Annotated in this window: 9 protein-coding genes; 8 read left to right on the forward strand and 1 reads right to left on the reverse strand. The window is 68.1% G+C overall.

Annotation, left to right across the window (positions count from 1 at the left end; translation table 11 throughout):
* Nucleotides 1-14 precede the first annotated feature (14 nt).
* Together OG357_RS37225 and OG357_RS37230 are read left to right on the forward strand one after the other, a co-directional pair.
* Nucleotides 15-686 (forward strand): hypothetical protein, encoded by a 672-nt coding sequence (locus OG357_RS37225; RefSeq protein ID WP_329625309.1) that lies wholly within the window; start codon nt 15-17, stop codon nt 684-686.
* A 210-nt stretch (nt 687-896) separates the two neighbouring features.
* Nucleotides 897-1193 (forward strand): hypothetical protein, encoded by a 297-nt coding sequence (locus OG357_RS37230; protein WP_329625310.1) that lies wholly within the window; start codon nt 897-899, stop codon nt 1191-1193.
* Between the two features lie 33 nt (nt 1194-1226).
* On the opposite strand, the gene OG357_RS37235 is transcribed toward OG357_RS37230, so the two are convergent.
* Nucleotides 1227-4526 carry a type ISP restriction/modification enzyme gene (locus OG357_RS37235; protein ID WP_329625311.1) on the reverse strand — a complete coding sequence of 1100 codons (3300 nt, stop codon included), beginning with the start codon at nt 4524-4526 and terminating at the stop codon, nt 1227-1229.
* 298 nt (nt 4527-4824) lie between these two features.
* Here OG357_RS37235 and OG357_RS37240 point away from each other — a divergent pair, with 298 nt between their 5' ends.
* The 6 genes from OG357_RS37240 to OG357_RS37265 all read left to right on the forward strand — a co-directional run bounded on the left by OG357_RS37240 (nt 4825) and on the right by OG357_RS37265 (nt 14617).
* Nucleotides 4825-7230 carry an AAA family ATPase gene (locus tag OG357_RS37240; protein ID WP_329625312.1) on the forward strand — a complete coding sequence of 802 codons (2406 nt, stop codon included), beginning with the start codon at nt 4825-4827 and terminating at the stop codon, nt 7228-7230.
* Nucleotides 7227-7610: a hypothetical protein gene (locus OG357_RS37245; RefSeq protein WP_329625313.1), complete on the forward strand. Its 384-nt coding sequence runs from the start codon at nt 7227-7229 to the stop codon at nt 7608-7610. Before OG357_RS37240 ends, OG357_RS37245 begins: the two co-directional genes overlap by 4 nt.
* A gap of 57 nt (nt 7611-7667) precedes the next feature.
* The gene (locus tag OG357_RS37250; protein ID WP_329625314.1) at nt 7668-9305 is read left to right on the forward strand and encodes a hypothetical protein; all 1638 of its coding nucleotides are present in this window, start codon (nt 7668-7670) and stop codon (nt 9303-9305) included.
* Between the two features lie 62 nt (nt 9306-9367).
* On the forward strand, nt 9368-11224 hold the full coding sequence (locus OG357_RS37255; protein WP_329625315.1) for a DUF4357 domain-containing protein: 1857 nt from the start codon (nt 9368-9370) through the stop codon (nt 11222-11224).
* 5 nt (nt 11225-11229) lie between these two features.
* Nucleotides 11230-12438: an McrC family protein gene (locus OG357_RS37260; RefSeq protein ID WP_329625821.1), complete on the forward strand. Its 1209-nt coding sequence runs from the start codon at nt 11230-11232 to the stop codon at nt 12436-12438.
* 40 nt (nt 12439-12478) lie between these two features.
* Complete coding sequence (locus OG357_RS37265; protein WP_329625316.1) at nt 12479-14617, forward strand: UvrD-helicase domain-containing protein; 2139 nt, start codon at nt 12479-12481, stop codon at nt 14615-14617.
* Nucleotides 14618-14628 lie beyond the last annotated feature (11 nt).

Raw genomic sequence — 14628 nt, forward strand, 5'->3', positions numbered from 1 at the left:
AAGGAGCCGTCGCCATGGGAGGACACTCGCGTCGCCCTCACGGACTCGTACGCCTCGCGGCCGTCGGTGTCGCGGCGGTCGCAGGCGCCGCACTGCTGTCCGGATGGGGCGGCGACGGTACGGCGGGAAGAGTCCAGGGGCCGGCCCCGTATCTCACCGCCGCCGGACTGGCGGTTGCGGCACCGGCCGCGCCCAGCCCGTCGGCCGATGACGTACGCACCCTCAAGCAGGGCCAGACACTCACCGTCGCCATTTCGCCCAACAACACTTTCGACATCCCGGCGAGCTCGGCCGACGTGACCCTTACCGCCTTGAAGCAGGCGGACCGGCTCCCGCAGGGCGAACACCTGAAGCCCGAGGTCGCCAAGGCCGGCACCACCTTCGTCTGCCTGGAGTTCAAGGTCAAGAACGTGAGTACCGAGGAGTTCGACACCTCGCATCTGGCCAGGGCGCGTTGGACCGGCAAGGACGGCGAGACGACGAAGGTCGACCAGGAGACCAGCGGGAACTGCGCCGCGCTCGGGCTCGTCGAGGAGAATCTGCTGACAGAACCGGACCCCCGCCCTGGTGAGTTCGTGCGAGGGACCACTGTGTTCGAAGTGCCCGACACACAGCCGGGAGTCCTGGAGTTCGCTGACGGCCTGGACCACCCCATGTTCAAGGTCGAGACGGCAGCCTCACGCTGACCTCTGTGCATGATGGCGCGGCGGACCGGCGTGGCGGATGGGCATACGCCCGGACTGGAGCCAGGTCTCGGGCGACCGAGTGACAGCGGATTCTCCGGCTCAAGCCGCACGACGAGAGGAGCGATGTGCTAGGCATGCGCCATGCACGCTCCCGCCTCCCTACCGTATGTGGACCTCACAGGCCCTCAGTGGCACTTGCTTGAGCAGCTGGTGACGGCACCGCTTGAAGAGACCGCCGGGGAGACTACCGCCCGCGGCCTCGACCCCGACCAAGTGCGGGCCGACCTGCCAACTCTGCTCTGGCTCAAGCTCGTCGAGAGACGGGGAGAGCGGCTCACGGCCACTGACCGAGGGGCGGCTGTGCACTACCGGTCGCTGTACGAGGCCTCGGAGGAGCGCCTGAGTGAGATCGCCCGGTTCGCCCAGGCCCAGGGGACCGTCGCGCCCGACTTCGCGCGAGCCGTGCGCTTGCTGGCGCAGAAGCCCCTCTCCTCCACCGAGGCATAGGCCGGTCCCGGTGCGGAGCCGGCCTGACCCGCCTCATGAGATCGAGTCCTCACCGAACAGGCCGTTCGGCGCCGGCCGGCGCGCTTTGCGCGAAGCTTCCTTGACCGGCAGCACACACGACGCGACCATTTGGGACCGCGTGAGGACAGGGCCGGCCAGTACCTCGTGGAGGAGTTCGCTCTGGGCCGGCGCGAGGTCAGTGAGACGGCGCAGTACCGAGAGCAGCTCGATGAGCTCCATCGTCCACTCGGCCGGCCAGACATCCACATGGATGTCGTCCAGCGGACTCGTGCGCTTACTGCTGGGCCTGGCCTTGCGATAGCCGAACCACTTGGTGACGACGTGCATGCCACCGACGTCATAGGACCAGACGGCCTCGGGCACGGGGGCGAACGTACCGTCGCCGACATGGAGGGTTCGCGTGTCGACGTCGTACCGCATCTTCTCCGGAACTGCCCGGCCGATGGGCGTGAGATAGCGAACCTGCCGAGGATCCCCTGGCAGGAACTCGATGCCGCCTTCCTTACGTCCGGCATCGTGGTCCACGCGGCGATGGCCGTACGTCGATGCCCACATCACCTCCCCGCCCAGCGCGACCGCCCGGCCCCACAGCCCTGGATCGCGTGTCAGCGGCACGCGTACACCGGGGGTGAGGAGTTCCTCGGCGAAGTGCTCAGTGAACCGGCCGTGCCCGGTGATGCCGAGCACATACGCAGCCAGATCCACCGCGTCGACCGTCGTGCGGCCGAGAGCGCGTGCGAGTAGAGGAAGGAGGCCGCTGAGGACGTTCGGTGAACCGTCGGGGTGGAGAAGCGGCATCACTCTGCCGCCGCGTCCGTTGAAATGGTGAGTGTCCGGAATCAGGTGGGTCGCCATCACGGCGGGGCCGGACTCGATCTCATGGGACGACTGCTGGTTGAGGAAGAGTTGCCCAGTCTGTTGCGTTGCAGCCCACAGATCAGGACGGGGGAAGTCGATGACGCGGTGATCAGGAATCAGCCACTGCCGGTCGAAGCTCCGCAGAGCTGTCCGGACCGCTTGCGGCTGGGTCGACCCCTCCTGGGCGATCGAGCGTTGGTGGACCGGCTGACCGGGCAGGGGGTCTCTCTTCCCGGACAGAGTCCGGTCACGAGTCTCCTTGAACAACTCCGCCTTGGCCACTGGATCCGGCTCCCGAACCAATCGCGCCCACCTCTTTCGCAGAGTCTCGGCGGACGGGGCACTCACCCACGAGCGATTCGGCTTGACCCCCGGACTGCCCCAGGGGAACAGGTCGTCCAGTGCCGGGAATTCGTCCCAGCCGGACTGAGTCCGCGGCGTGAACGGGAGCACGTCCTCGCTGTGCGCCTCTCGCCAGTTGTCGTCGTCCAACTCGATCGCCCGTAACGCCGCGAACTTCTCCGTCCGCTTCCCCGAAACGGACCGGTAGTGGACAACAGCCCTGGGATCCGACGCATGCCGCCCCCTCTGCCTCCGCACGAAGACACATATGGCGAGCGGTTGGGCGACTCCAGGGAACACGCGGGTGGCGACATCGGACCGCTGGCCTTCCGGGGAGAGGTTGATGACCCAGCCCTCGTCGCAGGTGCGCCGCAGGTACTCCCTCATGCCACGGCCGCCCGGCCCAGTGGTCCACCCGGAGGGTGAGATGAAGCAGACAACCCCCTGCCGGTTGTCTTCATGGGTGTCGAACACCTTCCAGGCCGCCCAACGCCAGAAGTACACGTACATGTTCTTGAGCATGTGCTCGTATCGGCCGTTGCCTGGAAGCCGGAAATCATCGAGCAGCGGCCTGCCGTGGCCGCTGCCCTTCTCCACCCACCCGCCCCGGTTCTCCGCCTTGTCGTCAAAGGGAGGATTGCCGATGACGACGGTCACGGGCGTCCTCGCCTTGACCTCATTGGCTCGGCGTCTGGAGTCGGACAGTGCGCCGTACAGGGAGGGGAGGTGGTCGTCCTCGACGAAGGGGTTGTCCAAGGTGTCGGTGACGAAAAGGTTGAGTCCGCCCTCGGGGAGGGCCGACTCATGGCGTTTGAGGATGTCGGAAGCACGTAGCTCCGCGACCGCGAAGGGGCCCATTTGCAGTTCGAACCCGTAGAGACGGCTTGCCAGCCGGGAAACGGCGTCCCCGGCCATGGCCGGGCCGTGTCGTTCGGCAGCCCACCCCGCCACCCGCTCGATGACGGTGTGCAGATACGTACCGGTTCCCATGGCCGGATCCACGATACGTACGTCCTCGCCGCCGAAGCCTTCCTGTTGCCCGAGGCGGGTACGCAGGACGTCCTCAGTGAGGCGGACCATCTCCGTGACGACCTCGTGTGGCGTGTAGTAGGAGCCGCTCTTCTGGCGCAGCGCCGGGTCGTAGACGGTCAGGAAGTGTTCATAGAGGTGAAGGTAGGCATCCTGGTTGCCGGAGCGGATCGCCGGCCAGTCGACTCCCGCGATTGTGCGCTGCAGGAGATCGAGGGTGACGGTGAACCGTTCGTTCACATGGTCAGTCAGAAGCTGGAGCGCCTTGCCCATCAGCGCGTGGTCCGCATCGAGGCGTCGGCCGATCTCGTGCAAGCTCGGGCCGTTGTCGAGCATCCCCTCGGACCGGGCCAGGAGGAGGGCGAACGTGACGGCCTGCGCGTAGCCGTCGGCGAACGTGGCATCGTCGGCGGAGGGGAAGAGTAACCGACGCCACTCGTTCTTCAGACCGGTGAACGGGCGGGCGCGCGCGTCGTCGTCCGGACTAGGTGACTTGGCCTCGGCGGCGAGCTGTTCCAGAACCGTCGACCTGAGCAGGCGGCACAGCGGGGCGAGATGTTGGACGAGCCGGGTGACATGGGCGATCCGGGGCGGTTTCCACAACAGGAACATCTGCAGCAGCGCGTCGAAAGAGGCAGGGTCGGCAAGAGCGAGTTTGTCCCCCGCGCTGTGGAGAGCGCCTGTGAAGTACACGGTCTCGCCGAGCTGTTGCCCGTCGCGGAAGAGCCGCCATTCGGTGCCGTTCGAGTACAGCAGGTTAGGCAGGTTCCGCAGCTTCTCCCACTGCTCCCTGTTGGTCCTGGCGAAGGTACCGGGGTCCACGGACAGCCCGGGCTTCTTGAGCTCGAGGTAGCCGGTGACTTCTCCACCCGCTCGTACCGCGTAGTCGGGTCTCACGCCGAGATCGGCGACACGGAACTCGTCGTGCCAGGAGACCTCTCGGAGATCGTGGTGTTCACCCATGGCCTGGAGGAGGTTTTCGAGCGGCCCGCGGATCGAAGCCTCCGGGCTTCCGGCGCCGGAAAGCTTCGCCTTGCAAGTGTGGCCGAAACGTGAAACGGCAGCGCGCAGCCAGTCGTACACGTCCCCCGACATATGCCCCCCAGGATCGCGACTGATGACGAGGGTAGCCACGGCTGGTCAGTGAGGGAAGACGGAGTGTGAGGGGGCGGCAGGCTGGCGCGACGATCGAACTTCCCTGTAGATCATCGGAGTTGTAGTGGACGGCCGGGAGGGATCGAATTCACGCTTCAGGAATCGAACATGCCGGAGCATCTGTTGACTACGTAAACGCGCATGTGTCAGCCTGGTTGTGCGGCTATGCCGGGCGGCCTCCCCGTGCCGATCTCGACGTCGATGCCCGACCTGAGGAGCGCCAGCCATGACCGAAGACACCCCTTCTAGCCCGGCCCCTCTCCATGACCTCGTCCTCGGTCGACTACTCGACTCCGGCCTGGCGCCCGAGGCGCAGGACGTCGTGCGAGCACTGCTGCCTGCCACTCCCGTCGGACACGGCCGGCGGACGGGAAACGTGTACCTGGAGTCGGTCTCGGCATCCGGGTGGCGCGGCATCGGCCCGGGCGTCACGCTCGACGTTCCTCCCGGTCCGGGTCTGACGATCGTGGCCGGGCGTAACGGCTCCGGGAAGTCGAGCATCGCCGAGGCGGCCGAGATGGCGCTCACCGGCGACAACTACCGCTGGCAGGACCGTACCCAGGTGTGGAAGCAGGGGTGGCGGAACCTGCATGACCACGACAGTCCGCAGGTTTCCGTCACGCTGTCCTTCGGAGGTGCCGAGCCTGCCGGCACCGTGCGCCGGAGCTGGCACGGTATGGGACTGGCGGACGCCCGCACATTTGTCCAGCGATGTGACATGCCGGATGCTGCGCTTCAGGAGGTCATCTCCACGGACGACCTGGCGCTTTACCGGCCGTTCCTGCCCTATAGCGAACTGGGTGCGATGATCACCGCTTCGCCGAGCGTGCTGCATGATGCTCTCTCGCAGATCCTCGGATTGGACCTGCTCGGCGCGACCGACAAGAAGGCCCAGGTCCTCGCCAAGTCGCTGACTGACAGTGTCAACGCGGCGACCGCGATCGCGCGAGGCGTCCGCGAGAGGCTGTCGGAACTGGACGATCCCCGTGCGGCTGAAGCGGCGGACGCTCTCGCGGGCAAGGCCCCAGACCTCGGTCGGGTGCGGGCGCTCCTTGATGGGAGCACGCTCGCCGACGACGAGGATCTGGCGCGGTTGCGCCGACTGGCAGGGCTGGAGGCGCCTGACCCGCATACCGTCAAGATGACCGTCGCCCGCCTTCGTGAGGCAGCCGCAGCGGCCGACGATGCGCGCTTCAGTACCGCCGAGGACGCACGGCAGCTCATCGAGCTGCTCGAGAAGGCTCTCGACCACCGCCGCCGTCACCCCGAGTCCGCCGACTGTCCGGTGTGCGGCAGCAGCGGCCGCCTCGACCGGGCGTGGGCGGCGCGTGCACGCGAACAGGTCGAGCGCCTCCAGGCCGAAGCCGCAGCGGCGCGGAGAGCGCGTCAGGACCTGGGCGCCGCCAAGCGGGCCGTTCACGATTTGGTGCACCCCGTGCCGCCTCACCTCGAATCGGACGAACCCGATCTCGCCCCGCTCTGGCATGACTGGACGACATGCCGGGCAGTCGCCGACGCGCACGAGTTGGCGGTGCGCGCCGAGCGGGCCTCGGCCGTCCTCGGTGACGCCTGCGCCCAGGTGCGAGACGACGCAGCCAGGCGGCTCGCTGCCCGGAACGCCCGCTGGCAGACCGCGGCCGGGCAGCTCGGGGAGTGGCTGAGCCAGGCCGAGGCCGCTGAGGAAGCGAAGCCCCGGATCCGGCATTTGAAGGCCGTGCGCGCCTGGTTGAAGAAGACGACCGAGGAACTGCGCGACGAGCGACTGCGGCCCATCGCCGACCAGTCCCAGGCCGTGTGGAACCTGCTGTGCGAGCGCAGCAGCGTCTCCCTCGGCGCGATCGCTCTCACCGGGACGACGACCAGCAGGAAAGTAGTACTCGATGTCTCGGTCGACGACATCGAAGCGCCCGCCTTCGGGGTCATGAGCCAGGGCGAACTGCACTCTCTTGCCCTGGCCTTGTTCATTCCCCGGGCCACGCACGAGAACAGCCCGTTCCGGTTCCTCGTCATCGACGACCCGGTCCAGTCCATGGACACGGAGAAGGTCGACGGACTTGCCAAGGTGCTGGATCTCTATGCCCAGCATCGGCAGGTGATCGTCTTCACCCACGACACCCGGCTCGAGCAGGCCGTCAGGCGCCTCGGCATCAAGGCCACGGTCAAGTACGTGTCGCGCCAGACCGACTCGGTAGTCCAGGTGACCGACGTGAGCGATCCGGTGTCCCAGGCGCTGGACGAAGCCCGGGCGATCGCGCTGGACCCGAACCTGCCCTCCGACGTGGCGGACCGCGTACTGCCGGCGATGTGCCGGGTCGCTCTGGAAGCCGCCTACCTCGAACGTGCCCGCATCGCGTTGCGCGCCGCGGGACTCGACGAGCGGGCCGTGGAGGAGCGGATCGCCGCCGTCGGACCGCTCACGGAGTTGGTGGCCCTCACCCTCGCCCCGTCGGACGCCCGGCTCAACCGAGGTGACGTGCTCGACAGCATCGCGGCCGATTACGGCACCTGGGCGAAGGCGCTCGTCCTTCTCTGTAACGAGGCTTCCCACCAGGCACCTCGCACCCCCGTCGGTGACCGCCGCGACCTCGTGCGACGCACCGAGCGGCTCGCCAAGGCGGTGCTCGCCCGATGACTCTTCCCACGAGCGGACTGCTCGCCGCCGCCGACCAGTTGCTGTCGGGACACACCCCCCAGGGCGCGGCGCACACGCTCCCCCCTGGGCTCCGAGCCAGGGCCGCGGCAGTCCTGCTCCGGCTCGCTCTGGACGAGACGCTCGACTTCTTCTGGCAGAGCGTGAGCCCGCACATGACCCGCAACGGCCGCAGCCGGCTGATCTGCCTGCAGTGGTATGTCCGTCCCTCGGTCGCCCGCCAGTGGTACGCGGTATGGTCCGCCCTCAGCGCCGCCTGCCACCACCACACCTACGAACTGCCGCCGACTCCGGCCGAGGTACGTGCCTGGCACCAGGACGTGACCGAATTGCTGAGGATCCTTCCCTCGGCCCGGCTCTGACCCTCGCCCCGCTCCGCACCGCGGAGCACGGCCTTCGATGACGACCAGAGGAGCATCATGGACACCCGTCGCTACCGCATGGTGGTCACCAGCGGACTCGACTACGTCAGGACCGGCGCCGCCGTCGACGACCAGCTACGCCGGTGGCTGAAGGAGGCGCCGAAGGGCTACGACGTGGACGCGTTCACTGAAGGGCGCAACGAGATCGCCCGCGGCGTGACCCTCGACCACGACGCGAGCACCGGGACTACCGGTGCCTACGGACGATGGAGGCTTCGAGAGACAGCGCCTGGCGGCATCTGGCAGACAGTCGTACTGGCCCGGCAGGTGAACGACGGGCCGACATGGGTGCAACTCGACGTCGAACATCTGCCCGACGATCCCGACATACTTCCCGTCCCAGCGAAGACACCACGTCTGGCCAAGAGCCTGCTCACCGTGTTGGAAGCTCGTGACGGCCGCGCAGATGTGACAGCCATGCCGCAGGTTGTCGAGGCGGAAGACGTCGAATCGGTCATCGACGAGCTCTGTGACGCAGAACGGCGTCTTCCGATCGTCCTGGCGAGCACCCCATACGGAGAGGACTTCGACAAATGGCTGGAAAGGACCGTCGACCCGCTGGTCCGCCCCCTCGCCGGACTGGCGGTTCTGTACGTCCTGACCTCTGAGGCGGGTGCGGAGTTCAACCGGCACCTCGAGCACCACCGTGTCTACGGCGGAGGCGTCCGTACGTACCTGCCGGGTGTCGATCCGGCCTGGTCCGCCGACGCCCAACGGCACCGGGTGATGTCGCGCCGGCTGATCACCGAGAGGCCCCAGCACGCTCGCCGCATCCTCGCCCAGCTGCCCCAGAATCTCGCGGCTCGTATCCCGCTGCCGGCGGAACTGGACTCGGTCCCGGTGATGCGCACACGTACGAGGGAAGGTGTGGGCGGCTCCGAACTCGACTCGCTGCGCGACGAGAACCATGCACTGCTGGAGATTCTCGACGAGGCGGGGCGCGAACAGCGCGTGCGCGCGGACGAGATCCGGGACCTGAAGCACGAGCTGCGCAGGGCGGGGGACAACGAGACTCAGTTCATCGTCGACTACGACGAGCAGTACCAGGAGCTTCACCGGGCGAAGGCGCAGGTACTGGATCTTCAGCAGCGGTTGGCTGTCTTCGTCGCCGCCGAGGAAGCTTACGCCGTGTCCGGGGGTCTCGGTGACGGCCCTTCCTCGTTCGATGAGATCCTCACCCGGATCGATGCCATGCCGAGAGTCCATTTCACGGGCTCCCGGAAGACCGCCCTGGAACTCGACGACCAGGCCTACGGCTCGTCGTGGGTGCGCATGGCCTGGGATGCTCTCCTGGCCCTGAGGGACTTCGCCGACGCTGCCGCAGAGGGCGAGGTCGCCAGCGACTTCAAGCAGTGGTGCGCATCCGCCCCCAGCGGAGTACACGTCCTGTCGCCGCGGAAGATCGTCCGTGACGAGTCCAAGAGCGTGAAGGCCAACACAGCCTGGCGCAAGGAACGCACTTTCCCGGTGCCGGCACGTGTGCACGAGGAACGGAAGATCTTCATGGGCGCGCACGTGCGGATCGGCGGGGGCAATACGGTGGCCCCCCGGCTCCATTACCACGACGCCGCTTGCGCGGACCACGGGATCTATGTCGGTTACATAGGACCCCACCTGACCAACACCCTGACCTGACGCCCACCGTCGACTGTCGAACGCCGCAGGTAGGGTCGAGAAGGCGTTGACGAGGAGTGAGTGTGAGCGAGCAGTACGACCAGAGTCCCGAGCCCGTGGCGTATCCGGAATTCCTGCTGCGTCTGCCCGGGGGAGGGCCCCGGGCGCGGGGGCGTCTCCTTGCGGAGAAAGGCACCAACGGCAGCCAGAAGTTCGTCGTCCTCGCGGGCTCGCCGGCACGGCCGGAGGTCGTCCCCTCCTTCCCGGAGCGGATGCCATCCTCGCACCGGTTCCGGGAGCAGCTCATCGAGCAGGGAGCGATCCGGGAATCCGCGACCTGGACGGGATGGCTGGAGACGGACCGCGACATCGAGTGCAACTCGCCGTCGGCCGCGGCGGAGATCCTCGTGGGACGTAGCGCCAACGGATGGGTGGAGTGGAAGACCGCTGACGGGCACCCACTGGGAGACTTCCTGAACCACGCCGGCTGGGGCCCCAGCCGTGCCTGGCTCGTGCGCGGGTCCAACGTCACCGGCATCGACTTGGTGCAGCGCATGTGGCTGCCGGAGCAGCGCGTCTCCCTCGCCGCCACCCGACTGCGACAGGACGTCGCCCAGGGCGTGAGCAAGGACCGGCTGCGCTCCTTCGTCGAGGAGGACTACGAGTCGGCGGCCACGTACAACCAGAAGCTGGAACTGGTGGAGGAACTGCACGCGTTCCTGTCGCGCATGAAGCCCGGCGACACCGTGTGCACGATCTCCCGGGGGCAGCTGTACGTCGGCGAGGTCGCCGGAGCCATGGAACAGACCGTCTCGGACGGGGGCCGGTCCAACCTGCGGCGGCCCGTCGAATGGCAGGCCCGCGGCTACCCGTACGACGAGCTGCCCGAGGAACTGCAGCAGAAGCTGTCGGTACAGCACGACATCGTCGACCTGACCGTGGTCAAGCCGCTCCTTGACGGCCTTGGACTCTCTGACGCCGAACTGGCCACGGAAGCCGAGGCGGCGGCCGACGGCGACGCGAGCGCCGAGATCGAGGTGATCACCCAGCGCCGGCGCGAGCTCGAACTACCCGAACCGGGAAAGGAACTGGCCGACGACCTCCTCGTCCACGACGTGGACTGGCTCAATGAACTGCGCGACCTGCTCTGGGACGAGCGGCAGCTCGTGCTCTACGGGCCGCCCGGCACGGGGAAGACCTTCCTCGCGCTCCGCCTCGCCGAGTTCCTCGGCGGCGGACCCGAGCAGGTCAAGCTCGTGCAGTTCCACCCCTCCTACGCCTACGAGGACTTCTTCGAGGGCTTCCGGCCGCGCGAGGACCCGGACACCAGGGAGGTCGCCTTCCGGCTCACGGCAGGCCCGCTGCGCGAACTCGCCGACCTCGCCTCCCGGGAGGGCAACCGGCACATCCCCCACTTCCTGATCATCGACGAGCTCAACCGCGCCAATCTGGCCAAGGTCTTCGGCGAGCTGTACTTCCTGCTGGAGTACCGCAACAGGTCGGTGCGCCTGACCTACTCCGGCGACGACTTCGCCCTGCCGCCGAACCTCTTCGTCATCGGCACCATGAACACCGCCGACCGCTCCATCGCCCTCGTCGACGCCGCCATGCGCCGCCGTTTCGCCTTCGTCGAACTGTCACCCCGCACCGAACCCACCAGCGGCCTGCTCCGGCGCTGGCTCGCGGCCCAGGGCCTGGATCCCGAACCCGCCGACCTGCTCGACGCCCTCAACGCCCGCATCGACGACCCCGATTTCCGGATCGGCCCCTCGTACCTGATGAAGAAGGGCGTCTACCGCGAAGGCGGTCTCGGCCGCACCTGGCGCACCAAGATCCTTCCCCTGCTCGTAGAGCACCACTACGGTGAAGGCGTCGACATCCAGGCCCGGTACGGGCTCGAAAGCCTGCGTAGGGCGATCGATCCGGAGAACGTGGTGTGACCGCCATCCCCGCCGTCCGCCTCGTCGAGCATGCCCCGGCGGTCCGGCTGCCCCTGCCGGCAGCCGTCGGACAGGCGCTCGCCGCGTCCCGGATCGTCGACGCCGCACCCGACCCGGACCAGCCCGGCCAGTGGAGACTGCGGGCGGGCAGCAAGGTAGGCGCGGTCACCTTCCGGCTGCCCGGCACCGGGGACTTCATGCTGCGGATCACACCCAAGGTGCCCATCGCCCGGCTGTTCTTCCTCATGAGCTACGCGTTGTCCCCGTCCACCGCTCCGACCGGCCACGACGTCGACGTCGCCGAACACGCCGACGTACTGCCGGCCTTCGCGCACGCCTACGAACGCCAGCTCGCCAGAGCACTCGGCCAGGGACTGATCCAGGGATACCGGACCACCGAGGAGAGCGCCCTCGTCGTCCGGGGCCGCGTCCGCGAGGCCGACCAGATACGGCGCCGCTTCGGACAGCCGCTCCCCGTGGAGGTCGTCTACGACGAGTACACGACCGACATCGCCGAGAACCGCATCCTGCGCGCCGCCACCGAGAAACTGCTCCGCTTGCCCCAAGTGCCCCGGGACGTGCGGCGCCGCCTTGCCCACCACCGTGGCCGGTTTGCGGACGTCGCACCGCTCGTCGGGGGCCAGCCCCTGCCCGCCTGGCGGCCGACCCGCCTCAACGCACGTCACCACAGTGCCCTCCGCCTCGCCGAGACCGTTCTGCGTGGTGCTTCCGTCGAGCACGGCGAGGGGCCGCTCCGCATCGAGGGTTTTCTCTTCGACATGAACAAGCTCTTCGAGGACTTCGTCTGCACCGCCTTGCGGGAAGCCTTGGCTCCATACGGCGGCCGGGCCGAACTCCAGGCCAAGGGCATCCATCTCGACCAGGGCAACACCGTCCGCATGAGACCCGACCTCGTCTGGTACGCGGATCACGGCGTGGCCCGCGCGGTCGCCGACGCCAAGTACAAAGCGGAGAAACCCGAAGGCTTCCCGGAAGCCGACCTCTACCAGATGCTCGCGTACTGCACGGCACTCGGCCTGTCCGAAGGACACCTCGTCTACGCCAAGGGCAACGCACCCCACGCCGCCCACCGCGTCCGCAACGCGGGCATCACCATCCACCAGCACGCGCTGGACCTGGACAGATCGCCGGACGTCCTCCTCCAGGACGTCCGAACCCTCGCCGAGCACCTCGCCTCCGGCGCACTCGTATGATCGCCACGTCGATCCCCATGTCCCCTGAGGAGTCCGCCCCGTGCCCCAACTCGCCTTCGCCAACTCCTTCTGGGAGAGCTACGAGGTTCTGGAGAAGCAGGTCAGAGCAGGCGTACGTAAGGCGATGACCAAGTTCCAGCTGCTGACGGTCGCGGAACTGCACGCGGACAAGGGACTGCACCTCGAATCCGTCGACAAGGCGCGGGACCCGAGGATGCGGACGATCCGCATCAACGACTTCTGGCGCGGTGTCGTCCTCGCACCCGACGACGGCAGCGACACCTTCCTCCTGCTGAACGTGGTGCCCCACGACGACGCGTACACCTGGGCCGCCAAGCGCCTCTACACCGTCAACACCGCCACCCGTGGCCTCGAAGTGCGCAACGCCGTCGCCATCGAACAGCTCACGCCCGCGCTGGAGAAGGCCGCGAGCACGGCCCCCAAACTGCTCTTCGCCTCGTATTCCGACACCACCCTTCGCCACTTGGGCATCGACGACCAGGTACTCCGGGCGGTGCGGACCGTCATCGACAGGCCACAGCTCGACGCGTTCGGGACGCTGCTGCCCGAGGACCAGTTCGAGGTCCTCACCTTCCTCGCCGAAGGGTTCACACCCGACGACGTCTACCGGGACGTGGTCGCCGTGCGCAGGCCGGCGGACGCCACACCCGAGCCGGACGAGGACCTGGCCACCGCCATCGCCAACACCAGCAGTCGGATCACCCTCATCACGGAGCCCGACGAACTCGCAGACATCCTGGCGAAGCCGTTCGCGGCATGGCGCGTCTTCCTGCACCCCTCCCAGCGGCGTCTCGCCTACCGGGTGTCGTACAACGGGCCCGCCCAGGTCTCCGGCGGCCCGGGCACCGGCAAGACCGTCGTGGCCCTGCACCGGGTGAAGCACCTGCTGTCCCGGTCGCCCGACGCCCGCGTCCTCCTGACCACGTACACCAACGTGCTCGCGGCCGCACTTCGGGATAACCTCGCCCTCCTCCTCGACGACGAGGCACAGCTCGCCCGCGTCGACGTGACCACGGTCAACGCCTACGCCTTTCGGCTGGTGCGCGACCTGGGCGGCCGGACACCCACCCCCATCGGGGACCAGGAGGAGCGGCGCGTCTGGCAGCAGGTGGTGAAGGATCTTGGGCTGCCGTGGACCGAACAGTTCCTGGCGCAGGAATACCGGCACGTGATCCTCGCTCAGGATCTGCGGACCGTCGACGAGTACCTCGGTGCCGGCCGCAAGGGTCGCGGGACAGCGCTCGGACCGCTGAAGCGGGCGCAGCTGTGGCGAGCGATCGACGCGTTCCGGACCACGCTCGCCGGGAAGGGGGTCCGCACCCACCTCCAGATCTGCGACGAGGCCGCTCGTCTGATGACGGAAGCCGGCCGCGCGACCCATGGGTACACGCATGTGGTCGTGGACGAGGCACAGGACCTCCACCCGGCCCAGTGGCGTGTGTTGAGGGCAGCGGTCGCACCGGGATCGGACGACCTGTTCATCACCGGCGACCCGCATCAGCGGATCTATGACACCCACGTCTCGCTGGCGTCGCTCGGCATTCAGGTCACGGGGCGTTCCAGCCGTCTGCGGATCAACTACCGCAGCACGGAGGAGATCCTGGTGTGGTCCACCGGCGTACTCGCCGACGAGCCGGTCGCCGACCTCGGCGGCGACGGAGGGGACAGCCTCGCAGGGTATCGGTCGCTGCTGCACGGCAGGCGTCCCCATGTCGGCGGCCACCCTTCGGAACAGGCCGAGGTCGCGGCGCTGGTCGAACGCGTCCAGGGATGGCTGGGCCAGGGGATCCGCCCCGCCGAGATCGCCGTGTGCACGAGGTTCAACCTCCTGCTCGACAAGGTGCGCACCCGGCTCGAAGCGGCCGGCGTACCGACGGTGAAGGTGAAGGACAACCCGGCGCCGACCGCCGAGGGGGTACGGCTGGCGACCATGCACGCGATGAAGGGGCTCGAGTTCCGGTGCGTGGCGGTCGTCGGTGTGACCGAGGGCGCCGTGCCGTTCGCCCGCGAGATCACGCCGCCGGAGGTCGACCGGCTCCAGCACGACTCGGACATGCTGCGGGAGCGGTGCGTGCTCTTCGTGGCCTGCACGCGCGCCCGGGAGGCCTTGCACGTGTCCTGGAGCGGCGAGCCGAGCCCGTTCCTGCCGGAGGCATGACGGCTCCCTTA

It is taken from the genome of Streptomyces sp. NBC_01255 (genome assembly GCF_036226445.1).
Lineage (GTDB): Bacteria > Actinomycetota > Actinomycetes > Streptomycetales > Streptomycetaceae > Streptomyces.